This window comes from Salmonella sp. 32070601201500089SM (assembly GCF_017573605.1).
GTDB lineage: Bacteria > Pseudomonadota > Gammaproteobacteria > Enterobacterales > Enterobacteriaceae > Salmonella > Salmonella enterica.
Genome location: NZ_JAGETK010000007.1, coordinates 51,614 through 78,068, shown reverse-complemented (window position 1 = coordinate 78,068; position 26,455 = coordinate 51,614). Strand labels below are relative to the sequence as shown.

At 50.8% G+C, this 26,455-nt stretch carries 20 protein-coding genes, 2 pseudogenes and 1 CRISPR repeat array; of the genes and pseudogenes, 10 read left to right on the top strand and 12 right to left on the bottom strand.

Translation table 11 applies throughout. The annotated features are described in order from the left end of the window. Nucleotides 1-402: 402 nt before the first annotated feature. The gene (gene sopD / locus J4728_RS13040; RefSeq protein ID WP_208211862.1) at nt 403-1,356 is read left to right on the top strand and encodes an SPI-1 type III secretion system effector SopD; all 954 of its coding nucleotides are present in this window, start codon (nt 403-405) and stop codon (nt 1,354-1,356) included. Nucleotides 1,357-1,568: 212 nt separating this feature from the next. On the opposite strand, the gene cysH is transcribed toward sopD, so the two are convergent. From cysH to cysJ, 3 genes are all read right to left on the bottom strand, one after another. Continuing rightward, entirely contained in the window at nt 1,569-2,303 is a 735-nt protein-coding gene (gene cysH / locus J4728_RS13035; RefSeq protein WP_208211860.1) for a phosphoadenosine phosphosulfate reductase, read from the bottom strand. Between the two features lie 101 nt (nt 2,304-2,404). Further along, complete coding sequence (cysI, locus tag J4728_RS13030) at nt 2,405-4,117, bottom strand: assimilatory sulfite reductase (NADPH) hemoprotein subunit (protein ID WP_208211858.1); 1,713 nt, start codon at nt 4,115-4,117, stop codon at nt 2,405-2,407. Next, nucleotides 4,117-5,916: an NADPH-dependent assimilatory sulfite reductase flavoprotein subunit gene (gene cysJ / locus J4728_RS13025; RefSeq protein ID WP_208211856.1), complete on the bottom strand. Its 1,800-nt coding sequence runs from the start codon at nt 5,914-5,916 to the stop codon at nt 4,117-4,119. The genes cysI and cysJ overlap by 1 nt, the downstream gene beginning before the upstream one ends. Before the next feature lie 434 nt (nt 5,917-6,350). Here cysJ and queD point away from each other — a divergent pair, with 434 nt between their 5' ends. Further along, nucleotides 6,351-6,713 (top strand): 6-carboxytetrahydropterin synthase QueD, encoded by a 363-nt coding sequence (queD, locus tag J4728_RS13020; RefSeq protein WP_000108313.1) that lies wholly within the window; start codon nt 6,351-6,353, stop codon nt 6,711-6,713. Between the two features lie 87 nt (nt 6,714-6,800). On the opposite strand, the gene J4728_RS13015 is transcribed toward queD, so the two are convergent. The 5 genes from J4728_RS13015 to mazG form a co-directional block, all read right to left on the bottom strand. Beyond that, complete coding sequence (locus J4728_RS13015; protein WP_208211854.1) at nt 6,801-7,598, bottom strand: MBL fold metallo-hydrolase; 798 nt, start codon at nt 7,596-7,598, stop codon at nt 6,801-6,803. A 158-nt stretch (nt 7,599-7,756) separates the two neighbouring features. Continuing rightward, nucleotides 7,757-8,578: direct repeats of the CRISPR family, unit length 29 nt; unit sequence CGGTTTATCCCCGCTGGCGCGGGGAACAC. Nucleotides 8,579-8,874: 296 nt separating this feature from the next. Next, complete coding sequence (gene queE / locus J4728_RS13010; RefSeq protein WP_001199963.1) at nt 8,875-9,546, bottom strand: 7-carboxy-7-deazaguanine synthase QueE; 672 nt, start codon at nt 9,544-9,546, stop codon at nt 8,875-8,877. 134 nt (nt 9,547-9,680) lie between these two features. Next, nucleotides 9,681-10,979 (bottom strand): phosphopyruvate hydratase, encoded by a 1,299-nt coding sequence (gene eno, locus J4728_RS13005; protein ID WP_000036734.1) that lies wholly within the window; start codon nt 10,977-10,979, stop codon nt 9,681-9,683. Nucleotides 10,980-11,061: 82 nt separating this feature from the next. Then, a complete protein-coding gene (gene pyrG / locus J4728_RS13000) occupies nt 11,062-12,699 on the bottom strand; it encodes a glutamine hydrolyzing CTP synthase (protein WP_000210863.1) in 1,638 nt (545 codons plus the stop codon). A 227-nt stretch (nt 12,700-12,926) separates the two neighbouring features. Then, the gene (gene mazG / locus J4728_RS12995; RefSeq protein WP_151117381.1) at nt 12,927-13,727 is read right to left on the bottom strand and encodes a nucleoside triphosphate pyrophosphohydrolase; all 801 of its coding nucleotides are present in this window, start codon (nt 13,725-13,727) and stop codon (nt 12,927-12,929) included. 606 nt (nt 13,728-14,333) lie between these two features. Between mazG and J4728_RS12990 the strand changes: the two genes are divergently transcribed. From J4728_RS12990 to J4728_RS12955, 8 genes and pseudogenes are all read left to right on the top strand, one after another. Continuing rightward, the gene (locus J4728_RS12990) at nt 14,334-14,921 is read left to right on the top strand and encodes a fimbrial protein (protein WP_001534282.1); all 588 of its coding nucleotides are present in this window, start codon (nt 14,334-14,336) and stop codon (nt 14,919-14,921) included. 82 nt (nt 14,922-15,003) lie between these two features. Continuing rightward, nucleotides 15,004-17,700, top strand: a complete 2,697-nt coding sequence (locus tag J4728_RS12985; protein ID WP_279577524.1) for a fimbrial biogenesis outer membrane usher protein — start codon at nt 15,004-15,006, stop codon at nt 17,698-17,700. A 12-nt stretch (nt 17,701-17,712) separates the two neighbouring features. After that, nucleotides 17,713-18,486: a fimbria/pilus periplasmic chaperone gene (locus tag J4728_RS12980; RefSeq protein WP_001044459.1), complete on the top strand. Its 774-nt coding sequence runs from the start codon at nt 17,713-17,715 to the stop codon at nt 18,484-18,486. A 19-nt stretch (nt 18,487-18,505) separates the two neighbouring features. Further along, nucleotides 18,506-19,012: a fimbrial protein gene (locus J4728_RS12975; RefSeq protein WP_000178270.1), complete on the top strand. Its 507-nt coding sequence runs from the start codon at nt 18,506-18,508 to the stop codon at nt 19,010-19,012. 14 nt (nt 19,013-19,026) lie between these two features. Then, nucleotides 19,027-19,496, top strand: a pseudogene (locus tag J4728_RS12970) (fimbrial protein). After that, nucleotides 19,493-20,029: a fimbrial protein gene (locus J4728_RS12965; protein WP_001079642.1), complete on the top strand. Its 537-nt coding sequence runs from the start codon at nt 19,493-19,495 to the stop codon at nt 20,027-20,029. The pseudogene J4728_RS12970 and the gene J4728_RS12965 overlap by 4 nt, the downstream one beginning before the upstream one ends. A 28-nt stretch (nt 20,030-20,057) precedes the next feature. Next, on the top strand, nt 20,058-21,143 hold the full coding sequence (locus J4728_RS12960; RefSeq protein WP_031626935.1) for a hypothetical protein: 1,086 nt from the start codon (nt 20,058-20,060) through the stop codon (nt 21,141-21,143). An 11-nt stretch (nt 21,144-21,154) separates the two neighbouring features. Continuing rightward, nucleotides 21,155-21,934, top strand: coding sequence for a hypothetical protein (locus tag J4728_RS12955; protein WP_243771281.1), 780 nt, complete (start codon nt 21,155-21,157; stop codon nt 21,932-21,934). Between the two features lie 389 nt (nt 21,935-22,323). Here J4728_RS12955 and J4728_RS12950 read toward each other — a convergent pair. The 4 genes and pseudogenes from J4728_RS12950 to rlmD all read right to left on the bottom strand — a co-directional run. Further along, a pseudogene (locus J4728_RS12950) lies at nt 22,324-22,443 on the bottom strand (type II toxin-antitoxin system RelE/ParE family toxin); the annotation flags it as partial. After that, entirely contained in the window at nt 22,409-22,765 is a 357-nt protein-coding gene (locus J4728_RS12945; RefSeq protein WP_000480218.1) for a type II toxin-antitoxin system ParD family antitoxin, read from the bottom strand. The gene J4728_RS12945 and the pseudogene J4728_RS12950, both read right to left, overlap by 35 nt. 83 nt (nt 22,766-22,848) lie before the next feature. Beyond that, entirely contained in the window at nt 22,849-25,083 is a 2,235-nt protein-coding gene (relA, locus tag J4728_RS12940; protein ID WP_000226842.1) for a GTP diphosphokinase, read from the bottom strand. A gap of 51 nt (nt 25,084-25,134) precedes the next feature. Continuing rightward, nucleotides 25,135-26,430, bottom strand: coding sequence for a 23S rRNA (uracil(1939)-C(5))-methyltransferase RlmD (gene rlmD, locus J4728_RS12935; protein WP_208211850.1), 1,296 nt, complete (start codon nt 26,428-26,430; stop codon nt 25,135-25,137). Between the last annotated feature and the right edge of the window lie 25 nt (nt 26,431-26,455).

Below are 26,455 nucleotides of genomic sequence, written 5' to 3'. Positions count from 1 at the left end.
TTTAATGGTCTTTTTTTTTGATATATCTCACAAAAATTGCACTTCCTGAGATTATATTTAAATATGCTCACTCAACTTTATATATTCTTCAGAAATATTTACCCCACGAATAATTATTATAAATTTTTCCGCTCTTTTCTTCTGGAAGAAGCGATCAAAGAGGCTTCTTCCAACGCCCCCTGCATAAACCAAAATTTAAAAAAACGACCATTTGCGGCGAATCATCTACCTTTTGTCTGAATTATCGTCACCACAAAGGATTACCAACCATAAATGTGCTGTATTAATAATGCCGTTCAAATTCTCTCCTGTAGTAAACTTTATCTGTTTAATAAAAAAGAGAGAATTGAACGATATATTTTACTCCGGATATTGAATAATATAAATTTGAAGGAAAATATTATGCCAGTCACTTTAAGCTTCGGTAATCATCAAAATTATACGCTTAATGAAAGTCGGCTTGCTCATCTGTTAAGCGCAGATAAAGAAAAAGCAATCCATATGGGGGGCTGGGATAAAGTCCAGGATCATTTTAGAGCGGAAAAAAAGGACCATGCGCTGGAAGTGTTACACTCCATCATTCACGGACAGGGCCGTGGTGAACCTGGAGAGATGGAAGTTAACATAGAGGATATAAATAAAATTTACGCCTTTAAACGGCTACAACATCTGGCCTGCCCGGCTCATCAGGATCTGTTTACTATCAAGATGGACGCTTCTCAGACACAATTTTTACTTATGGTCGGCGACACGGTGATCAGCCAAAGCAATATTAAGGACATCCTCAATATATCAGATGATGCAGTGATAGAATCTATGAGTAGAGAGGAGAGACAGTTATTTTTACAAATATGCGAGGTGATTGGTGCGAAGATGACCTGGCACCCGGAATTACTTCAGGAGTCGATTTCTACACTACGAAAAGAAGTGACGGGCAATGCACAAATCAAAGCGGCGGTTTATGAGATGATGCGTCCCGCAGAAGCTCCAGACCACCCGCTTGTCGAATGGCAGGACTCGCTTACTGAAGATGAAAAATCGATGCTGGCCTGTATTAATGCAGGTAACTTTGAGCCTACAACTCAGTTTTGCAAAATAGGTTATCAGGAGGTACAAGGTGAAGTCGCTTTTAGCATGATGCATCCGTGTATCTCCTATTTACTACATAGCTATTCACCGTTTTCAGAGTTTAAACCAACAAATTCTGGTTTTTTAAAAAAACTTAATCAGGATTATAACGACTATCATGCAAAAAAAATGTTTATTGATGTAATTCTTGAAAAGCTATATCTAACCCATGAACGTTCTTTGCACATTGGTAAAGATGGGTGCAGTCGTAATATATTACTGACATAAAGATAGTCAGTAATATACCCTTCATACTTCAAGTTGCTTATGTGTTGGCTACGCTCGTTCACCCCAGTCACATAGTTATCTATGCTCCTGGGGACTCACTCCCTTGCCGCCTTTAAGCAACTCGAATTATTTTGGGTATATAACCAATTTAAAATCCGGCTGCCTGCCGGATTTTTCATAGCAGCAAGTATAATCATACCGCGTAAGGACAATTACCCTTCATGCAGCCCGCACTCGCGCTTCAGCCCGAAGAACCGCGTTTCTTCTTCCGCCATACCCGGCTCCCATTTGCGGGTGGTGTGCGTATCGCCCACCGACAGATAGCCCTGATCCCACAGCGGATGGTATTTCAGACCGTACTTTTGCAGATACTGGTAAACCGTGCGGTTATCCCAGTCGATAATCGGTAGCACTTTAAACACGCCGCGCTGGATAGCGAGAACGGGTAAATGCGCGCGGCTACCGGACTGCTCGCGACGCAGACCCGCAAACCACGTCTGCGCTTTCAGCTCTTTTAGCGCCCGATTCATCGGCTCGACTTTATTGATGTCATTGTATTTCTCAATACCTTCTACGCCCTGCTCCCACAGTTTGCCGTAGCGCGCTTCCTGCCAGGCCGGACTTTCGCCCGCGCGGTAAACTTTCAGGTTGAGTTTGAGTTTGTCCGTTAGCTCATCAATAAACTGATAGGTTTCCGGGAACAAATAGCCGGTATCGGTGAGGATCACCGGGATACCCGGGCGAATCTGGTTCACCAGGTGCAGGCTCACCGCCGCCTGGATACCAAAGCTTGAGGAGAGCACGTATTCGCCGGGCAGATTTTCCAGCGCCCAGGCCACGCGTTCTTCGGCAGTCAGCGTTTCCAGTTGAGCGTTGGTTTCCGCCAACGCCAGTACGCGATCGACTTTTGGCAGGTCGTTCAGGGCATTTAGATCGAGTTTGGACATAAGTTCCTCGCGGTATACCTTGCCTGATGGCGCTTCGCTTATCAGGCCTACGCGGGCGGTAGGCCTGATAAGGCATTTATGCCGCCATCCGGCAATTCAGGTTATTCCCAGAAATCACGCGCGGGATCGAGCACCGGGCGAATGATGCCCGCACGCACCGTAAAGTCGCCGAAGCCTTCACCCGCTTCACGCTCTTTCGCCCAGCGCCCAATCAGTTCATCCAGCGAGGCCAGAATATCCGGCTCGGCGATATTTTCTTTATACATCCGTGGGATACGACTCCCGATGCGGTTGCCACCAAGATGCAGGTTATAACGACCAGGCGCTTTCCCTACTAAGCCAATTTCCGCCAGCATCGCGCGACCACAGCCGTTCGGGCAGCCGGTCACGCGCATCACGATATGCTCATCAGGAATGCCGTGTTTTTCCAGAATCGCTTCCACTTTGTCCGTGAACGACGGCAGGAAACGCTCGGCTTCCGCCATTGCCAGCGGGCAGGTCGGGAACGATACACAGGCCATTGAGTTTTCACGCTGCGCGCTCACGGCATTCATCAACCCGTGGTCGCGCGCCAGCGTCTCGATCTTCGCTTTCTGGCTTTCCGGCACGCTGGCAATAATCAGGTTCTGGTTAGCGGTAATACGGAACTCGCCCTGATGAATCTTCGCGATCTCCAGCAGGCCGGTTTTCAGCGGGCGCCCCGGATAATCCAGGATACGACCGTTTTCGATAAACAGCGTCAGGTGCCAGTTGTTGTCGATCCCTTTCACCCAACCGATACGATCGCCGCGACCGGTGAACTCATACGGACGGATCGGCTCAAATTTGATCCCCGCGCGACGCTCAACTTCTTCTTTGAACGTGTCGACACCGACGCGCTCAAGCGTATATTTGGTTTTCGCGTTTTTACGGTCGGTACGGTTACCCCAGTCACGCTGGGTCGTCACCACCGCTTCCGCTACCGCCAGGGTATGCTCCAGCGGCAGGAAGCCGAACTCGCTGGCTGTACGCGCGTAGGTTTTCTTATTACCGTGCTCAATAGACAGACCGCCGCCAACCAGCAGGTTAAAGCCCACCAGCTTGCCGTTTTCGGCAATCGCCACGAAGTTCATGTCGTTGGCGTGCAGATCGATATCGTTCTGCGGCGGGATCACCACCGTGGTTTTAAATTTACGCGGCAGATAGGTTGCGCCAAGGATCGGTTCTTCGTCAGTGGTCGCGACCTTCTCCTGATCGAGCCAGATCTCCGCATACGCACGGGTGCGCGGCAGCAGATGTTCGGAGATCTTCTTCGCCCATTCGTAGGCTTCAGCATGCAGCTGAGACTCGTACGGGTTAGAGGTACACAGCACGTTACGGTTCATGTCGTTGGCGGTTGCCAGCGCATCCAGCCCCACCGAGTGCAGCATCTGGTGCACCGGCTTAACGTTCTTCTTCAGAATGCCGTGGAACTGGAAGGTCTGGCGGTTGGTCAGACGGATACTGCCGTAAATCGTGTTATCCGCCGCGAATTTATCGATCGCCTGCCATTGCGTCGTAGTAATCACCCCGCCCGGCAGGCGGCAGCGCAGCAGCATCGCGTGGCGCGGCTCCAGCTTCTGCGCCGCACGCTCGGCGCGAATATCGCGGTCATCCTGCTGATACATGCCATGAAAGCGTATCAGCAGGAAGTTATCGCCTTTAAAACCGCCGGTGAGACCGTCGTTCAGATCTTCCGCAATGGTGCCGCGCAGATAGTTGCTTTCCAGCTTCATGCGCTCGGCATCGGACAGTTTACCTTCGACCACCAGTGGGCCTGGATGTTTTTCGCTCATTAGTAGACATCTCGCTGATAACGGCGCTCTACGCGCAGCTCACTTAAATATTCATCTGCCGATTCGAGGTCCATACCGCCGAATTCAGCGATCACTTCCAGCAATGCTTTTTCGACATCTGCGGCCATGCGCCTGGCATCGCCGCAGACATAAATATGCGCGCCATCATTGATCCAGCGCCACAGCTCGGCACCCTGTTCACGCAGCTTGTCTTGTACGTAAATTTTTTCTTTTTGATCGCGTGACCAGGCGAGATCGATACGGCTTAACAACCCCTCTTTCACGTAGCGCTGCCACTCCACCTGATAAAGGAAATCTTCGGTAAAGTGCGGGTTGCCGAAGAACAGCCAGTTCTTACCTTCCGCCCCTTCCGCCGCTCGCTGTTGCATAAAGGCGCGGAACGGCGCGATGCCGGTGCCGGGGCCAATCATAATGACCGGCGTTTCCGGGTTAGCTGGCAGGCGGAAGTTATCGTTATGCTCAATAAAGACGTGAACTTCGCCCTCTTCTTCCACGCGGTCGGCAAGAAAGCTGGAGGCGCCACCGGCGCGGGCGCGGCCTTCAATGTCATAACGAACCACGCCAACGGTGATATGCACTTCGCTCTCCACTTCAGCCTGTGCGGAGGCGATAGAGTACAGACGCGGCGTTAGCGGACGCAGCAGGTCGATTAGCGCCTGAGCATCCAGCTGTGCCGGAGAGAAACGCACCATATCAACAATGGGCGTGGTCGCGGCGTAGTGCTGGAGCTGCGCTTTGTCACCCACTAATGGCAACAGCGACTCACTGCGCGTCAGGGTCGCGTAGTTCTCAACAATGTTGGCGGTATTCACCGTCAGCTCGAAGTGCCACTCCAGCGCTTCGGCGAGCGGCAGGGTTTTACCATCAACCGTCACCGGCTCATCGCCTTTCAGCCACAGCAACTCAACCAGCTCCTTCACCAGAGCCGGATCGTTCTGATACCAGACGCCCAGCGCATCGCCCGGCTGATAGCGCAGGCCGGAGTCGCCTAAATCAATCTCAATATGACGCACATCTTTTTCCGAGTTGCGACCGGTGATTTTCTGATTCACGGAGAGGGTCGCGATCAGCGGCGCGTCTTTAGTATAGGGGCTGGTGTGGATGTCGTTTACCGCGCCAGTAGCGACGGATTGCGAAGGTGCCGCGACAGGTGCGCGAGACTTCAGAACATCAACCACGCGGGCGCGCCATTCGCTGGCAGTTGCCTGATATTCAACGTCAGCATCGACACGGTCGAGCAGACGTTCACCGCCCAGTTCCGCCAGTTTGCTGTCGAAATCTTTTCCGGACTGGCAGAAAAATTCATAAGAGGTGTCGCCGAGGCTAAACACGGCAAAAGCGGTGTTTTCCAGTTTCGGCGCTTTTTTGGAGAACAGGAATTTATGCAGCGCGACGGCCTCTTCCGGCGGCTCGCCTTCTCCCTGGGTGGACGTCACTATCACCAACAGTTTTTCACTGGCAATCTGTTTGAATTTGTAGTCGCCGGCGTTCACCAGTGTCACATTAAGGTTGGCCGCCAGCAGATCATCACGCAGCGCTTCCGCCACACGACGCGCATTGCCGGTTTGCGAAGCGGAGATAAGCGTAACCCCCGGCATCTTCCCCTCAGGAGCAGGCGTGACGGCAACAGCGCCTGAGCGCGGGTTCAGTACGCCCCAAAAATAGCCGGAGACCCAGGCAAGCTGTTCGGGAGTAAGGTCGGTTGTCGCGGCCTGAAGGCGCGCCAGTTGCTCCGGATTAAGCGGAAGCAACCCAGTCAGTGGAGCCGGTGTCGTCATGCGTCGTTATGTTCCAGTAAGCAAAGCGGATCTATACACAAAATCATTCAAGTTCGCTGTAGCCAGACTGTAAGCTGATCGCGCCCCAGGAGCGTACATAAATACGTGACTGGGGCGAGTAAACGCAGTCAACACAGATGCGGCTTGAAGGATGAAGTGTATAAGCGATAAATCCCAAACTAAGGATAAGGGTAACGGTGAGAGGAATAACAATTAAAGAAGGGTTGGAAATAACAAATAACCAAATGAACTAACCTGTTTTAGTTATCGTTATTAACGCCAAAATCGATTTTATAATTGATTGATAATTATTAAATTTTCTGGAAATTCTTAAATTAATTGCCCGTCACAAGGCGGAGAATGGTTTTAGTTAATGATAAAAAATGCGCTTTCCGGTACCCTACGGCGGTTTTTTTATTGCCTGAGAGTTCATCATGTCCACCACGTTGTATAAAGATTTCACCTTTGAAGCCGCTCACCGCCTGCCTCACGTGCCTGAAGGGCATAAGTGCGGCCGCCTGCACGGACACTCGTTTATGGTGCGTCTCGAAATTACCGGTGAAGTCGATCCGCATACCGGTTGGATTATGGATTTCGCGGATCTCAAAGCGGCGTTTAAACCGACTTACGATCGTCTTGATCACTACTATCTCAATGATATTCCAGGGCTGTCCAATCCCACCAGCGAAGTGCTGGCAAAATGGATTTGGGATCAGGTTAAGCCCGTCGTGCCGCTCCTGAGCGCCGTGATGGTGAAAGAGACCTGTACAGCCGGCTGCGTCTATCGCGGCGAATAAGGTTTATTAACGCGTGGGCTGGATGGCAGATTGATTCCAGCCTATCCACACGACGTTTTATCAGTGAAAACATTGTCCAGCGCGGTGTTAAAAGCGCAGCACATCACCGGTTGCAGGTGCGGTTATTTCCGGTAGCCACAACCGCCCCCAGGCCCCTGTACAGTGACAACCGCATAGTTTTTCAGGTTTGTGTTCTTGCAGAAAGCGCCTGACTCGCCACAGCGTGAACGGTGATGCGCAGCGGAGATGAAATCCGCCGACAAGCGCGTAAATCCGCTTTATACCGGTAATGTTCTGACAGTGCCGAACAATATTTACGATCCCTCGATGCCCGCATCCCGTAATGATGACTAATCCTTTTGTCGATTGGTAAATCAGTACGCCCTCATCCAAAATAGAGTCCGGCTCCGCATCGTGGCCGCCAAAAATGCCGTAGGCTTCAGGCGCGACCACCGGTATTTCCCCTGACCAGATAAAGTTTTCGCCAATCGGCAGGGGGTCACGCGTGTACATCATTCGATAGCGTGAATAGTCCACCTCACACGACAATTTTTTTATTTTTCGGGTAATACCAAGAAAAGTCATTGCTGCATAACGTTCACGTGCAATATCGGGATGGCAGATGATTCGACTGTTATCAGGAAGCCACGGCACGCCGCCGCAATGATCGTAATGACCATGCGAAAGCACCACAGCAGACACATCGGACAGGTCGATCCCCATCGCCAACGCGTTTTGCATAAAACTGCCATCAGGGCCGGTATCGAACAAGATCGACGTAGACTCATCCTCGACCAACAGGCTTAATCCTGGCCGGGCCTTCAACGATTTATCCGCTCCAGCTCCCTTATGATTTTCGAGCAATACCCTGATCCTTAACGCCATGGCCTTCTCCTGTATAAAAGCCTCCCCGGGAAAACGCGGCCTTTTTACTTTACAGGTTTGTAGCAGCCATTACTGGTACACAGATTATGATTATGCAACGGCTATCCTTGTTGGCGCGGGGAACACAGTTTTTCGTCGAAATCAATTTGCCACTCGTGCGGTTTATCCCCGCTAGCGCGGGGAACACGAATAAAAGCCTCAGACCTCTTATATCTGGGGCGGTTTATCCCCGTTAGCGCGGGGAACACATCCAATGGGTTACAACAATGCTGTCGTTAGACGGTTTATCCCCGCTAGCGCGGGGAACACGTGTCGCCTATGCTGCGGCTGGGTGGAATACGCGGTTTATCCCCGCTAGCGCGGGGAACACGTAACAGCTCAAACAAAGAGAGAGGCCCGCCGCGGTTTATCCCCGCTAGCGCGGGGAACACTGCCGGGTCTATGCGAGAGATAATACAGTAACCGGTTTATCCCCGCTAGCGCGGGGAACACGGGCGTTGGTCAAATTCCCAATCTGAACAATCCGGTTTATCCCCGCTAGCGCGGGGAACACCAGCCGTCACCCTCGGGCCTTGACGGTTCCCACGGTTTATCCCCGCTAGCGCGGGGAACACACCCGATGACGACAGCAGCTATATCTCCAGTGCGGTTTATCCCCGCTAGCGCGGGGAACACCTCAGCAGGCTGGAGGAGATGATCAAAAATGGCGGTTTATCCCCGCTGGCGCGGGGAACACACGGCAACGGATGCGACCGCCAGCGCGATCCCCGGTTTATCCCCGCTGGCGCGGGGAACACATTACCAACGTCAGTTGACGCGAAACCTGAACCGGTTTATCCCCGCTGGCGCGGGGAACACGCTGGTTTCCTCTGCAAAGGTCTCCAGCCGCCCGGTTTATCCCCGCTGGCGCGGGGAACACGCCCACGGCTGCTTCTGCTGTTTTCATGCCCGCGGTTTATCCCCGCTGGCGCGGGGAACACACTAAACGTATGTCATTGTTTATAAACTACTTTTTATCAACACCACATTCCACCAACATAATCGCAACAATTTAAATTATTAAAGAACAGCTAATTTGCTGATTTTGATGCAAAAAAGTTCATAGAATGATTTTTTCTTTAAATTTACCAAAATAGCGCGATCCGTGCATCGCTATGGAAAAATTTATCAGCGCTTTTATACACTCATCGAAATTCACATAGAGAAAATAAACAATGCAAGGTAATGGATGAGTCACAGACGGCATCGGCAGGCCGTCTGTAAGATTAGTAATGCATCAGGCGATATTTAAATATTTATGCGTTTGCATAGACAGCCGCCAGTTACGTGCAATACACGTTTCAATACACAGACGCGTCGCGTCTTCTTTCTGGCTAATGGGCTGCAAAGCAATCACGCGCGGTTTATCATCGCTCAACGTGGCTAACAGTTCATCCAGCGCCTCAATATCACGAACTCGCCCAACGGGATGCTTGATTTCATTGGCGCGCTCCAGCGCCTGGGAAAGCACGTCATATCCCCCGCGCATATTCACTTTTGGTGAAACCGTGACCCAGGTGTTAGGCGTACAGCGCACTTCATGCGTCCCGCTGGTTTCAATCTGGCAACTAAAACCACTCTTTTCAAGCAGATCGGTGAGCGGCATGAGGTCGTGAATACAGGGTTCGCCACCGGTGATAACAACGTGACGCGCGGTATAGCCCTGACGATTAATCACCGCCAGCAAGTCTTCACTGCTCGCAGCACCCCATTTGTCGCTCTCTTTGGTTTTTGCCAGAATACTGTACAGAGACACTTCCCGATCGCTCAGTTTATCCCAGGTATGCTTAGTATCACACCAGGCACAGCCGACCGGACATCCCTGTAAACGAATAAAAATAGCGGGGACGCCGGTAAAATAACCCTCGCCTTGTAGGGTCTGGAACATCTCGTTAATCGGGTACTGCATAGCGTTCTCTGTTAAGGGGATAATCGTTAATTATTGCAGATTTCGTCTGCCCGGTCATGCACAGCGGCTGCGCTATTGAACAGATACAAAAAACCCGCCGAAGCGGGTTTATACGTTAAGAGGTAAAAGCAGGATTACGCCTGGCCTTTGATCTCTTTACGACCGTTGTACGGTGCTTTTTCGCCCAGAGCTTCTTCGATACGAATCAGCTGGTTGTATTTAGCAACGCGGTCAGAACGGCTCATAGAACCGGTTTTGATCTGGCCTGCAGCGGTACCAACAGCCAGGTCAGCGATGGTAGCGTCTTCAGTTTCGCCAGAACGGTGAGAGATGACAGCAGTGTAGCCAGCGTCTTTCGCCATCTTGATTGCAGCCAGAGTTTCGGTCAGAGAACCGATCTGGTTGAATTTGATCAGGATGGAGTTAGCGATGCCTTTCTCGATGCCTTCTTTCAGGATTTTGGTGTTGGTTACGAACAGGTCGTCACCAACCAGCTGGATTTTGTCGCCCAGTACTTTGGTCTGGTAGGCAAAACCGTCCCAGTCAGACTCGTCCAGACCATCTTCGATGGAAACGATCGGGTACTGTTTGGTCAGCTCTTCCAGGAAGTGGGTGAATTCTTCGGAGGTGAACGCTTTGTTGCCTTCGCCAGCCAGAACGTATTTACCGTCTTTGTAGAATTCAGATGCTGCGCAGTCCATCGCCAAGGTGATGTCTTTACCCAGCTCGTAACCAGCCGCTTTAACCGCTTCAGCGATAACAGCCAGTGCTTCCGCGTTGGAGCCCAGGTTCGGCGCATAGCCGCCTTCGTCACCCACAGCGGTGTTCATGCCTTTGCCTTTCAGCACTTTTGCCAGGTGATGGAAAACTTCAGAACCCATACGGATGGCTTCTTTAACCGTTTTCGCGCCAACCGGCTGGATCATGAATTCCTGGATGTCGACGTTGTTGTCAGCGTGCTCGCCGCCGTTGATGATGTTCATCATCGGAACCGGCATGGAGTATTTGCCCGGCGTGCCGTTCAGTTCAGCAATGTGCTCGTACAGCGGCATACCTTTAGCGGCAGCAGCAGCTTTGGCGTTAGCCAGAGAGACAGCCAGAATGGCGTTTGCACCGAAGTTAGATTTGTTTTCAGTACCGTCTAGGTCGATCATGATTTTGTCGATGCCAGCCTGGTCTTTAGCGTCTTTGCCAAGAATAGCCTGAGCGATCGGGCCGTTAACCGCGCCAACAGCTTTGGTTACGCCTTTACCCAGGAAACGGGATTTGTCGCCATCGCGCAGTTCCAGCGCTTCGCGGGAACCAGTAGAAGCACCTGACGGAGCCGCCGCCATACCTACGAAACCACCTTCCAGGTGTACTTCAGCTTCAACAGTCGGGTTACCACGGGAGTCGATGATTTCACGACCGATGACTTTAACGATTTTGGACATTAGGTTTTCCTCAAGTCACTAGTTAAACTAAAACTTCAGACAAACGGTGCACCGCTGAGGGTGCACCGCCGTTCTAACTTTTTTACTTCGCCTGACGTTTCTGATGCTCGTTGGCGGCTTTAACAAAGCCAGCGAACAACGGATGTCCATCACGCGGCGTGGAAGTAAATTCCGGATGGAACTGACAGGCCACGAACCACGGATGATTCGGTACCTCAATGATCTCGACTAACTGATCATCACCGGAACGGCCTGCGACACGCAGACCCGCTGCTTCAATTTGTTTCAACAACATATTGTTGACTTCGTAACGATGGCGATGACGTTCAACAATCGTCGACGCGCCGTACAACTGACGTACCAGACTGTCATCGCTAAGCTGGCACTGCTGCGCGCCTAGGCGCATGGTGCCACCCAGATCGCTCTTCTCGCTACGGACTTCAACGTTACCGTCTTCATCGCGCCACTCGGTAATTAACGCCACAACCGGGTACTTACAGTCTGGCACAAATTCCGTTGAGTTGGCGTTGTCCATGCCGGCCACGTTACGAGCGAACTCAATCAACGCAACCTGCATCCCCAGGCAAATGCCCAGATAAGGAATATTGTTTTCACGCGCATAGCGCGCAGTGGCGATTTTACCTTCAACGCCACGATAGCCGAAGCCGCCGGGGATCAGGATAGCGTCCAAATCTTTCAGAATTTCGACGCCGCGCGTTTCAACATCTTGCGAATCGATCAATTTGATATTGACGGTAACGCGGTTTTTCAGACCACCGTGTTTCAGCGCTTCGATCACCGACTTATAGGCATCCGGCAGTTCAATATATTTGCCGACCATGCCGATAGTCACTTCGCCTGCCGGGTTCGCTTCTTCGTAAATGACCTGTTCCCATTCAGACAGGTTAGCTTCCGGACAGTTCAAGCTGAATCGTTTACAAATATAATCATCAAGCCCCTGAGATTTCAACAGGCCTGGAATTTTATAAATGGAATCGACATCTTTCATTGAAATAACGGCTTTTTCCGGCACATTACAGAACAATGCAATTTTTGCACGCTCGTTGGCAGGAACCGCGCGATCAGAACGACAAATCAGAATATCGGGCTGAATACCGATAGACAGCAGCTCTTTCACGGAGTGCTGAGTCGGTTTAGTTTTCACTTCGCCCGCAGCCGCCAGGTAAGGTACCAGCGTCAGGTGCATAAACAGCGCGTGTTCACGACCGATATCTACCGCCAATTGACGAATCGCCTCAAGAAACGGCAGCGATTCGATATCACCGACGGTACCGCCGATTTCCACCAGTACCACATCGTGGCCTTCGCCGCCTTCCAGCACGCGCTCTTTAATCGCGTTAGTGATGTGAGGGATTACCTGTACGGTTGCGCCCAGATAGTCGCCACGGCGTTCTTTACGCAGAACGTCGGAGTAGATACGGCCAGTCGTGAAGTTGTTGCGGCGAGACATCTTGGTGCGGATGAAACGCTCGTAGTGCCCCAGGTCCAGGTCGGTTTCAGCGCCGTCTTCAGTAACGAACACTTCCCCGTGTTGGATTGGGCTCATAGTACCCGGATCGACGTTGATGTACGGATCCAGTTTCATGATGGTCACGTTGAGACCACGGGCTTCCAGAATGGCTGCGAGGGAGGCTGCGGCAATGCCTTTACCCAGAGAGGATACGACCCCGCCGGTCACAAAAATATAGTTCGTTGTCATGCGGAACCTGAGAAGTTAGGTTTAAAAGACGATGGAATAACCAGGACGGGAAAGCAGTATACCCGAACATGACCTACGCCACAAACTTTCATTATTCCTCCTCTTCGTCAGGCTGACATTCACACAGGGAGGGAGAAAATAGCCCCTTTGAGGTAAATGTTTTTGACGTAAATCAAGCGCTTGTTATTTAAAAAATCACACAAATCGCTCTTGACCGCCTAAAACCTTTAGAGATCAATTTCCTGGCGTTTTACTTCCTGCCAAACTTCTTCCATTGTTTCCAGGTCCACCCCGGTCATTTCCAGGCCTCTGGCTGCGACAATACGTTCAACTTCGCGAAAACGACGTTCAAATTTATCGTTCGCTTTTTGCAAAGCGAGCTCCGCTTTCGTACCTAAATGACGCGCCATGTTGACCGTGGCAAAGAGCAAATCGCCCATTTCCTCTTCCAGTTTAGCCTGATCAACAACCGCCTGCCGCGCCTCGAACATCACCTCATCGATCTCTTCATAGACCTTATCGACGACCGGTCCCAGCGTCGTCCAGTCAAAGCCCACGTTTGAACACCGTTTCTGGATTTTTTGCGCGCGCATTAAGGCCGGTAAGCTGCGCGGAATATCGTCCAGCGCGGAATGCTGCGCTTTTTGCGCGCGCTCTTCCGTTTTGATTTGCTCCCAGCGAGCTAAGACTTCTTCGCTATTATCCGCGGAAAGCTCGCCGAAAACATGCGGATGGCGGCGCTCCAGCTTGTCGCTGATGGCAGCGCAGATATCATTAAAATCGAAGCGGCCTTCTTCCTGCGCCATCTGCGCGTAAAACACCACCTGGAACAACAGGTCGCCCAGTTCGCCGCGCAAATCGTCAAAATCCTCACGCGCAATCGCATCCAGTACTTCATAGGTTTCTTCCAGCGTATAAGGCGCGATGCTGGCGAAGGTCTGCTCTTTATCCCACGGGCAGCCGTTTTCCGGGTCACGCAAGCGCTGCATGAGGGTGAGAAGATGGTCAATTTGATGGTTAGTTGTCATGGTTTTTAATCGGTTGTAAATACCAGCGACAATTGTAACGTATTATTCTTAACCATTCACGCACAGAGACACTACGACAACGCCTATATAATAAAATATATTGTTAACAGGTGTTGAATGCTACCTTTCCCGTATAACTTTAAAATTATTAATCGATACACAACAATATAATAATCATATAACTAATTTATTAAAAAAACAGATATTTGCACAAGGCATTATAAATAACATCAATTAAGTAAAAAAAATTATGCAAACACTATAAGTCCCCCACCCAAAGAGCCTTCCCTTTCAAAAAAATAAATTATTTCACTTTTACGGAAAAACGAGTAGCATGCACGCCAGTTTAATATTCAAAAAAGACCACTTTTTTTGTTTTTTCTGGAACATACATGAAATAAATATATTGAAAGTATTACATATAATATTCAATGAGCAGGTACGATCATTCAGCTCATAAGAATATACTCATAAAAATGTAGAAATATAATATTTTTATTATGACCTATTTTTTACCCAAAGCCCGCAGCATGGCTCTATGCCGCATATCCCTTGGTATACGCGTACAAAATGCTGCCATAAAACACGTTAATTAAGGATAACACGATGAAGTCATCTCATTTTTGTAAACTGGCAGTAACTGCATCTTTAGTTATGGGAATTGTCTCCGGCGCTCAAGCCGCGGGTAGCAACACAGCAAAGGTCACTTTCCTTGGTAATATTGTTGACTCCCCCTGCTCTCTCACATTGGATACGGAAGATCAAACAGTCAATATGGGCTCAAGTATCGGTAATGGCACGCTGAGTAATGGTAAAACGACCATCAACAATGCCCGTACTTTTCATATCGATCTTGAGGGTTGTACCTGGGCTACCGAGAAAAATATGAATGTGGTATTCACTACAGGTAGTGGAACCACAGCGGCTACAGGCGCCACGGATAATCTCGCGCTGATGAAGACTGACGGCACCGGCGCTATTAGCAACGTAAGCCTGGCAATCGGCGATGCTGGCAAAAACAATATCAAACTGGGCGATACCTATACACAGGCCATTGCGGACCTGGACGGAGATACCATTCTTGATGAGAAGCAAAGCCTGAATTTCACCGCCTGGCTGGTTGGCGCAGCAACCGGCACCGTAGGCACAGGTGAATTCAGCAGCGCCGCCAACGTCACTATCTCTTACCTGTAATTCAGTTAACAGAGTCACGACGATAATACCCTGCCGCTTTAGGTAGGGTATTCCTGTTGAGTTTTATTGCGGAATATATTTGATGAATAACACATGGAAAAGTGTTCTTTGCCCAATAGCGTGCGGAGTGGGAATGCTTCTAAGCGCCTCCCCTTATAGCGCGTCAGGCAAAGACATCGAATTTAATACCGATTTCCTCGATGTAAAAAATCGCGATAACGTTAACATTGCACAGTTTTCTCGTAAGGGTTTTATTCTGCCAGGCGTCTACCTCTTACAAATTAAAATTAACGGACAGACTCTGCCGCAGGAATTTCCTGTTAACTGGGTTATACCAGAACATGATCCACAAGGAAGCGAGGTTTGCGCAGAACCAGAATTAGTTACGCAATTGGGTATAAAACCGGAACTCGCGGAAAAACTCGTCTGGATAACGCACGGTGAACGACAATGTCTGGCGCCAGATTCACTGAAAGGCATGGATTTTCAAGCCGACCTGGGGCACTCCACGCTGCTGGTGAATTTACCCCAGGCGTATATGGAATACAGCGATGTCGACTGGGACCCGCCCGCCCGCTGGGATAATGGTATTCCCGGCATCATTCTGGATTACAACATTAATAATCAGCTCCGCCACGATCAAGAAAGTGGCAGCGAAGAGCAAAGCATCAGCGGCAACGGGACGTTAGGCGCGAACCTGGGCGCATGGCGACTGCGGGCCGACTGGCAGGCCAGCTACGACCATCGTGACGATGACGAGAACACTTCCACCCTCCACGATCAGAGCTGGAGCCGCTACTACGCCTATCGCGCACTACCGACGCTCGGGGCCAAACTTACGCTGGGCGAAAGCTATCTCCAGTCCGATGTTTTCGACAGCTTTAACTATATCGGTGCCAGCGTCGTTTCTGACGATCAGATGCTGCCGCCGAAACTGCGCGGCTATGCGCCGGAGATCGTGGGCATTGCGCGTTCTAACGCAAAAGTCAAAGTCTCCTGGCAGGGGCGCGTACTGTATGAAACGCAGGTGCCCGCAGGACCGTTCCGTATTCAGGATCTCAACCAGTCCGTTTCCGGTACGTTGCACGTCACCGTGGAAGAGCAGAACGGTCAGACCCAGGAGTTTGACGTTAACACCGCATCGGTTCCCTTCCTGACGCGCCCCGGCATGGTGCGCTACAAGATGGCGCTGGGCCGCCCGCAGGACTGGGATCATCACCCCATTACCGGCACATTCGCCTCGGCGGAAGCTTCGTGGGGGGTCACCAACGGCTGGTCGCTATATGGCGGCGCAATTGGAGAAAGCAACTATCAGGCCGTGGCGCTGGGAAGCGGTAAGGATCTTGGCGTGGTGGGCGCGGTGGCGGTGGACATTACGCACTCCATCGCCCACATGCCGCAAGACGACGGGTTTGACGGCGAAACGCTGCAGGGTAACTCATATCGCATCAGCTACTCCCGTGACTTTGATGAAATCGACAGCCGACTAACCTTTGCCGGATACCGCTTCTCAGAAAAGAACTTTATGAGCATGAGCGACTATCTGGATGCGAAAACCTATCATCATCTCAATGCCGGTCACGAAAAAGAACGCTATACGGTCACCTATAACCAGAACTTCCGTGAACAAGGCATGAGCGCCTATTTCAGCTACTCACGCAGTACCTTCTGGGACAGCCCGGATCAGAGTAACTATAACCTGTCTCTTTCCTGGTACTTCGACTTAGGGTCGATAAAAAATCTCAGTGCGTCGCTGAACGGCTATCGCAGCGAATATAACGGTGATAAAGATGATGGCGTCTATATCTCGCTGTCTGTTCCCTGGGGCAATGATTCCATCAGCTACAACGGTACGTTTAACGGTAGTCAACACCGTAATCAGCTCGGCTATTCCGGCCACAGCCAGAACGGCGATAACTGGCAGCTTCACGTCGGGCAGGATGAACAAGGCGCACAGGCAGACGGTTATTACAGCCATCAGGGCGCGCTGACGGACATCGATCTGAGCGCGGATTATGAAGAAGGATCGTACCGTTCGCTGGGCATGTCGCTGCGCGGCGGCATGACGCTGACCACCCAGGGCGGCGCGCTACACCGGGGAAGTTTAGCGGGCAGCACACGTTTGCTGGTTGATACCGACGGTATTGCGGACGTCCCCGTTAGCGGTAGCGGCTCGCCAACCTCAACCAACATTTTCGGCAAGGCCGTGATTGCGGATGTCGGAAGCTATTCGCGCAGCCTGGCGCGTATCGATCTGAACAAATTGCCGGAGAAGGCGGAAGCTACTAAGTCGGTTGTGCAGATCACGCTCACCGAAGGCGCCATCGGCTACCGTCACTTTGACGTGGTCAGCGGCGAGAAAATGATGGCGGTTTTCCGGCTGGCAGACGGCGACTTCCCACCGTTCGGCGCCGAAGTGAAAAACGAGCGCCAGCAGCAGTTGGGCCTGGTGGCCGATGACGGCAACGCCTGGCTGGCGGGCGTAAAAGCCGGGGAAACATTGAAAGTCTTCTGGGATGGCGCGGCGCAGTGTGAAGCATCACTCCCGCCCACGTTTACACCGGAGCTATTGGCCAACGCGCTATTGCTGCCGTGCAAAATGCTGGAAGGTCAGCCCCCCACCGCACCGCAGAAAAGTTCTCCGCTGCCTGCGCAACCGCTAATCCAGGAACATACGCAAACCGATGGCCAACCGGCCGCGCCGGTGGCGACAACCATCCAAACATCGCCCATACCGCTGGCTGACAACCATGCGGTGAATCGCAAGGATATGGAATAAAGGGAATCTGTAATGAACAAGACCAACCATTTTAAGCGCCAGGCGCTTATCGCTTCGGTATTACTGGCTGCGCCGCTGGTATCGCACAGCGCGATTGTGCCGGATCGTACCCGCGTTATTTTTAACGGCAATGAAAATTCAATCACCGTCACGCTGAAAAACGGCAACGCCACTCTGCCCTACCTCGCACAGGCGTGGCTGGAAGACGATAAGTTCGCCAAAGATACCCGCTATTTTACCGCCCTGCCGCCGCTGCAGCGTATTGAGCCAAAATCCGACGGGCAGGTTAAAGTCCAGCCGTTACCAGCCGCGGCTAGCCTACCGCAGGACCGGGAAAGTCTGTTTTATTTCAACGTGCGGGAAATTCCGCCGAAAAGCGATAAGCCTAATACGCTCCAGCTGGCGCTGCAAACGCGTATTAAGTTTTTCTACCGCCCGGTAGCCGTAGCCCGGCAGGTGGATAAGACGCACCCGTGGCAGACGAAGCTCACGCTGACCTACCAGGGCGATGGTGTGATCTTCGACAACCCCACACCGTTTTACCTCGTCATCAGCAATGCCGGTAGCAAAGAGAACGAAACCGCCTCCGGCTTTAAAAACCTGCTGATTGCCCCGCGTGAAAAAGTGACCTCTCCCATCAAAGGTGCCTCGCTCGGCAGCTCGCCGGTGGTGGGCTACGTCGATGATTACGGCGGCCATCGCCTGCTGGTTTTTACCTGCTCAGGGAATACCTGCAAGGTCAATGAGGAAAAAACCCGTGACGCTGAGAAGAAAGCGAATAAGTAATCCTGTGCGAAAGAGATCTATGACGATGTTGACTCGCTGGAAAATGCTGGTGCTGCTGTGCGGTGGATTCGTTACCGGCACCGAGGCTGCCGGCACAAAAACCGTGCAACTGGAGCTGCATCTGGTCGTCACTCAACCACCGCCCTGTACGGTAGGCGGCGCTTCCGTAGAGTTTGGCGATGTCCTGACCACCAAAGTTGGCGATGCTTCTCAAACGAAACCTGTGGGCTACAGCCTGAACTGCGATGGCAGAGCGAGTGACTATCTGAAGCTACAAATTCAGGGAACCACCACCACCATCAGCGGGGAGCAGGTTCTGCAAACTTCGGTGCAGGGGTTAGGCATCCGTATTCAGCAGGCGGGCAATAAGCAACTGGTTCCGGTTGGCATAACGGATTGGCTGAACTTCACCCTGAGCGGCAGCAATGGGCCGGAGCTGGAAGCCGTACCGGTTAAAGAGCCCACCACGCAGTTAGCGGGTGGCGATTTTAACGCCAGTGCGACGTTAGTCGTGGATTACCAGTGATGGAGAGATTCATAGTGAAAAGGGCGCTTATCCTGACGCTTTTAATCACCCAGTTTGCCTGCGCCGACAATTTGACCTTTCACGGCAAACTGATAAACCCGCCCGCCTGTACTATCAATAATGGTGAAACGCTGGAGGTCAGTTTTGGTAGCGTGATTATTGATAATATTGACGGCGTCAATTACCTGACCGAGATCCCGTGGACCCTTACCTGCGACAGCAGCTTTCGCGATGACGCATTAACTTTTACGTTGAGCTATCTGGGCACGGCGACGCCTTACTCCGCAAATGCCTTAACCACCAATGTCCCTGAGCTGGGCATTGAACTTCAGCAGAACGGCACGGTATTCCTCCCGGCACGTCGCTAACCATCGATGAGTCATCGCTTCCCACATTAAAAGCCGTGCCGGTAAAACAGCCCGGTAAAGAGCCTGCCGAAGGCGATTTTGAGGCTTTTGCCACGTTACAGGTGGATTACCAATGAACCGTATTTTTCAAACTGCCGGGCATTTGATCGGAGGCGTAATGTTATGGGCGGTTTGCAATACGTTACCTGCCGCCACGCCTAATGTGCACTACAGCGGTAAGCTGGTTGCCGGCGCCTGTAACCTGGTAGTGGATAATGACACGATGGCGACGGTGGATTTTCATACTATTGGCAGTGACAATTTCGACGCCAGCGGGCAAACGACTCCTGTTCCATTCAAACTTAGCCTCCAGGATTGCAAAACAGCGCTAGCCAACGGCGTGCTGGTGACCTTTCAGGGCGTTGAAGACAGTACCCTGCCCGGACTGCTGGCGCTGGAGCCCTCGTCGGAAGCCAGTGGTTTTGCGATTGGCGTGGAAACGGCTGCACAGCAACCAGTGAGTATCAATGCAACAGTGGGTACAGCTTTTGTGCTGAAAGAAGGGATTACCACCATCAACTTGCAGGCCAGGCTGCAAAAATACGCTGGTGAAGAGGTTATGCCGGGGGAATTTTCGGGTAGCGCAACAGTGAGTTTTGAATATCAGTAAGCTATAGGTAAAATTATAAGGATATGAAATGCAGCGAATTTTATTACAGCTAATACTGGTAATAATATCTGGTTTTTGGTGTATTGCGCTACAATGCGCTGAAGTAAGAACGGATATAGAATATAATTCTCAAATTATTTCACAGTTTGATAGCCTTGGTGCACTGACTGGCGATCCTACACTCGATACCATACATACCCCATTACCAACAAACATTCATATCCTTTCATCGTGCACTAAGTCAGGTGGAGGCGATGGGGGTGGTTGTATTCCTCAAGGTACAATTCCCTATGGACTTGAATCCACCCTTGAGTTTGATCCATCAACTTCTTTCATCAATACAACCGCTGTCGATAACGGTATCACTTATAGTTTTACTGGTGAAGCGGTAAAAGCGACGGCACATGCCGACTGTACGGGTAATCAGGCAACTAACAGCGCAATTTGTGTATGGGATAAATCATTTTCACTTCCCCTCACCTTACTTACCAAACAGAATGGAATAACAATTAACCAGCAAAATCTTACAGTTTCGGTAATACCCGGAGGAGGAAATAGTGACACTAATCAATATTCATCCCTTTCCGGCCATATTATTATTGATGAATCGGTAAGCAGTTACGCTAGTTATGAACCGGAAACATCGGGCATTGAGAATCTGAAATTCAAATGGACTGTAACAGTGACAGAAGATACCGAGGGGGATTTCGGTATATGGAACGGATCACTTGTACTTAATGGCTCTCCAGCGTCCACCCTGCATCGTTATTTTCCTCCAGAAATATTAGATGCTTCATTTTCTGAAAATACGATAGTGCACAGTACAGAAGTCGCCATGACTGGCGCAAAAAATAATGTCGAGCTAGCCTCTGTATATCTCTACCATGGCAATACGCCATGCGACGATACATCCTTGTGTAACTACAGTCTTAATAAGACGTCAGTTGCTCTTGTATGTCACGATCTGAATGCGCAGCTTGCCTTTAGCAGCACTTGTAATGCTTCAGACACAACACATTGCCTGAACGGCAAAGTAGGTACGATAAATGGTACCTGGGGGAAAGTCAGCATTGATACAACTTGTGCAATTACCGTTTTGATACCCTACGAATAAACACAGGAAAAATGATGACCATAAGCAAAAAAATCATAATTTCATTCATTCTATTTATGTGCTTCGCCAACAATACATTTGGATCTGGATACGTTAAGATCAAGGCCGAATTGAATGATATGACAGGCACTGGGGCAGGTACAACTAATTTAAATAGTGACCTACGGGTTAGAACATCATTATTACCAGAGAATATTGAGATGTTATGTACCGGTGGAAAGCTACGTGGAAGTCAGGTAACGTGCGGTCCTGGACTATGGGTCGATATTGAATCAACGATAACAATGGATTCCAGTATAAGAATGATCATTGGCAGCACTTTTTTCACACTTCCCAATATGACTGAAACCCGCCGGGCCCGCTGTACATCACATGATAACTCCACACTTGATTGTGTCTGGACCAGCAATATCGATGCACAATTAAATATATCACCACTATACGATGCACAAATAATCAAACAAGATTTAAAATTACATATCGAACCATCTTCATATGATTACGCACAATCGCAATATATTGATGGGGAAATAACTTACAACACCAAAAAACATCAAGTATCCTATGACGCTTATAGTATAACTACTTACGGCTTTACAGACCATAATATAAAAACGGAAATTTCGATTATTGACGCCAATTTTGGGACCAGCATTACCACCATTAATGATAAAATGTCATTTGATAGTGACAGCGTACAAATTATCGCGTCAATCGATCCTGAAAATTTAGCTGCTTCTTTTGATAAATACTCAGAAATAACTTCAATAAATAAAGAATTTAGTGGATAAAAAACCAATGAGCTTATTGCAAATATTTTTTTAAGACATGGAAATATGCCCTGTGATGTCTATGAATCAGATTCAATTTGTGCACAGATAATAGATAACGCAACAGTATCAATAGCATGTGACGATAAAAATATGCAAATTGAGGCTCTTCCCTGTGATCAAAACAATACTGAATGTGCCCGTTCACAGATGGTAGAACTTCGTGGTACCTGGGGACGAGTCAACATTGACACCGATTGTGCGGTAACCGTATTACTGCCATACGAATAGAAATTTGAACAAAACCGATTTTCATGGAACCATACCAGATATCTGGTAAGCAGATAGCTACCAGATATCTTTATAAAACATCAAGCCGTAGCCCTCGAGTATCTCCCTACATCCCGAATAATATCTGATAGATGATTAATATATCGATCGGCCTGTATTTCGCCAAAATGCTGCCAGCAGTAATGCCAGATATTTTCCAGATCTTCACTGGCCTTTGGCGTTAATTTTACCGTTCTCATCGGGTTTGATCATCCCTGTTTTGACCTTCCGTAAAAAGGCATCCTTTTCCCAGGCCTGCGGCTCTCCGCTGTTCAGACCTTCAGCCAGAAGTTCACGTAACGCCTGAAGTCGTGACTCGGCCTGTTTTTCCCTCAGCAGACGAAGAGACTCTCTGATCACTTCACTTTGTGTTCTGTAATCACCTGATTCTATGAGCGATTCAATAAACTCGCGCAGTTCATCGCCAAGATCAACGGTCATTGTTCTGGCCATAACAGCCTCCACTGTAAGTATAAATCTTACATAAGAGTACACCGGAAATGAAATGTACGTCAAAAACATACCCCATATCTCATGCTTATGGGGTTGCTAATGCGGCTTTGCTGAACGAGTAGCAAAGCCGCTACATGATTACTGTCTGGGGTTTACCCCCCGTGCAGTCGCCGTGCATCAATCACATCCGGCACCTGGTTCAGCTTACCGAGCACCCGGCCCAGCACCTGCAGGTTGTAGATCTCGATGGTCATATCAATGGTGGCGATCTGCTGTTTAATGTCGCTGCGGCTGGCGACGCCCAGCACGTTGACTTTTTCGTTAGCCAGAATGGTGGTGATATCACGTAGCAAGCCGCTGCGATCGTTGGCCTGGACGCGCACCACCAGCGAATATCCCGCCGAATAGCTTTCACCCCATACCGCCTCTACGATCCGCTCCGGCGCATGGGAGCGCAGTTCCGCCAGCTGTTCGCAGTCGGCCCGGTGCACGGAAATCCCCCGCCCCTGAGTAATGAAGCCGACAATTTCATCCCCCGGAATCGGCTGGCAGCAGCGGGCGATGTGGTGCATCAAATTACCCACGCCTTCTACCACCACGCGCCCGTCGTCTTTACGACGATTTTGCGGCGCGTATGTTTTTTGCTGAAGCTGTTTCAGCGCCGCTGCATCCTGCTCCTCTGCACTCGGCTTATTGAACTGCGATTGCAGGAAATTCACCATCTGATTAAGACGGATATCGCCGCCGCCTATCGCCGCCAGCAACTCTTCCAGCTCATTAAAGTTGTAGCGCGGCAGCAGATGTTTTTCGGCCTCTTTCAGGCTAATCCCCAAATGCGCCAGCTCATCGTCGAGGATCTGCCGTCCAGCCTGGATATTTTTGTCACGATCCTGCTTGCGGAACCAGGCGTGAATTTTCGAGCGTCCGCGGCTGGTCGTCACATAGCCCAGGTTTGGATTCAGCCAGTCGCGGCTGGGATTCGGCTGCTTCTGAGTGATAATTTCAACCTGATCGCCCATCTGCAACTGATAGGTGAATGGCACAATACGCCCACCAATTTTCGCGCCGATGCAGCGGTGCCCGACATCGCTGTGGATGTGGTAAGCAAAATCGAGCGGCGTAGATCCGGCAGGCAAGTCAACCACGTCGCCTTTTGGCGTAAAAACGTAGACCCGATCGTCAAACACCTGGCTGCGCACTTCATCCAGCATTTCGCCGGAGTCGGCCATCTCTTCCTGCCAGGCGATCAGCTTACGCAGCCACGCAATTCTGTCTTCATGACCGGAACGCACGCCGCCGGACGCGGCGCCTTCTTTATACTTCCAGTGTGCCGCCACGCCCAGTTCGGCGTCTTCATGCATCTGTTTGGTACGGATCTGGATCTCAACGGTTTTACCGCCCGGCCCCAGGACCACGGTGTGGATAGACTGGTAACCGTTCGGTTTGGGGTTAGCGACATAATCATCGAATTCATCCGGCAGGTGGCGATAGTGCGTATGCACTATCCCCAACGCGGCGTAGCAGTCTTGCAGACGTTCAGCGACGATACGCACTGCGCGCACGTCAAAGAGTTCATCAAACGCCAGATGCTTTTTCTGCATTTTGCGCCAGATGCTATAAATATGTTTTGGTCGTCCGTAGACTTCCGCCTGCACGCCTTCGTTTTTCATTTCGGCGCGCAGATGTCCAACAAACTCTTCGATGTAATGTTCGCGATCGAGACGGCGCTCATGCAGCAGTTTGGCGATGCGTTTGTATTCCGCCGGATGCAGGTAGCGGAAACAGTAGTCTTCCAGTTCCCACTTCAGTTGCCCGATGCCCAGACGATTAGCGAGCGGCGCATAGATGTTGGTACATTCTTTCGCCGCCAGCACGCGCTCATCTTCCGGCGCCTCTTTCACTTCGCGCAAATGAGCGATTCGCTCGGCCAGTTTGATCACCACGCAGCGGAAATCATCCACCATCGCCAATAACATTCGACGGACGTTATCAACCTGCTCCGAAGAAACAGAGTCGTTATGAGTGGCGTTTAACTGGCGGATCGCCGCCATATCGCGCACGCCATGAATCAGGGTAACGATAGATTTGCCGACGCTTTCGCGCAGTACATCTTCGCTGACTACGTTGGCGTCGGCCAGAGGGAACAGTAGCGCCGCCCGCAGCGTGTCGATATCCATACTCAGCGTGGAAAGAATTTCTACCATCTCCACGCCACGCCACAGCAACAGATCCGCATCCGGATGTCCTTGTGTCTGTTGCAGGCAATACGCCCAGGTTTCGGCTAAGCGCTCACACGACTGCTGGCTGGAAATTCCCAGGCTTGCGATCCACTTCTTCGGATCAAATTCACCAGCTTTATTAATATGTGCACTTCTTACCGCGACCATCGTCCTCTCCTTAAGGGACCAGGCCTACCGAAGTCGGTAAGCCGGTAATCATTACATGCGCTCGAACAGAACCATTGATTCCAGATGTCCTGTGTGCGGGAACATGTCGAGCATCGCTAAACGCGTAACCTCATATCCCGCATTGACCAGCGCTTCACTATCGCGCGCCAGCGTCGCCGGGTTACAGGATACATAAACAATGCGAATAGGTTTTAATTTTATAATATGTCGCATCACTCCTGTAGCCCCCGCACGCGCAGGATCGAGTAAGACTTTGTCAAAGCCGTTTTTCGCCCACGGCTGCTTCGTGACATCTTCCTCCAGGTTCTCATGGAAGAATGTCACATTATGTAAACCATTGCGGATGGCGTTTTCACGGCCTTTTTCTACCAGCGCCGGAACGCCCTCAACCCCTATCACGCTTGCCGCGCGCGTTGCCAGCGGCAGCGTAAAATTTCCCATTCCGCAGAACAGATCCAGGACACGATCCTCGGCGCGCACATCAAGCCACTCCAGCGCGCGGGCGACCATTTGCTGGTTTACCGCCTCATTAACCTGAATAAAGTCTCGCGGACTGAAGGCTAAACGTAAGCCGTGCGAATCATACCAGGGCGCCTCGCCAGATACCGTTTCCAGTATCTCGCTAAACGGCGCCAGAAACAGAGACAATCCCTCAGAATGCGAAAAGCGTTCCAGTTTTTCTTTATCCGCCGCACTTAATGGCGCGGTATGGCGCAGAATCATCAGCGTACCGCTTCCCGCCTGTACCAGCTCAACATGCCCAAGATGTCGGGTGCCGTGTAAACTCGCCAGACACGCCCTGATTCGGGGCAGCAATGCTGCAAGCTGGGGCGCCAAAACGGGGCACTGTTCAACATTGACGATATCGCTGGAACCCGCTTTGCGAAATCCCATTTGCAGCGGTTTATCCGGCGGGCAATTCAGACTTAACCGCGCACGACGCCGATAACCCCAGGGCGCGCCGGCGATGATGTCATTCACCTCGTGTTTCATCAAACGCGCCAGCGCCGCGCTTTTGCTGCGTTGTTGCAGGGCGATGCTGACATGCTGTTGCTGACAACCGCCGCAGACGCCAAAATGCGGGCAGCACGGCGTTTCTCGTTCCGGGCTATCATTCAAACGGCGCGAAACGCGTGCGCGGGCAAATTGCTTTTTATCTTCTGTAATAATGACTTCTGCGCTTTCCTCAGGCAATAAACCGGGGATAAACAGCGCCTTTCCGTTATGACGGGCTACGCCCTGACCAAATGAATCGAGGTCATTGACTTTAACGGTTATGATCTGACGCGTCGTCACGCGCCGTTTTGCAGAGTAGAATTGCGCCATTGACCAGCTTTTTCTCAATTTAACA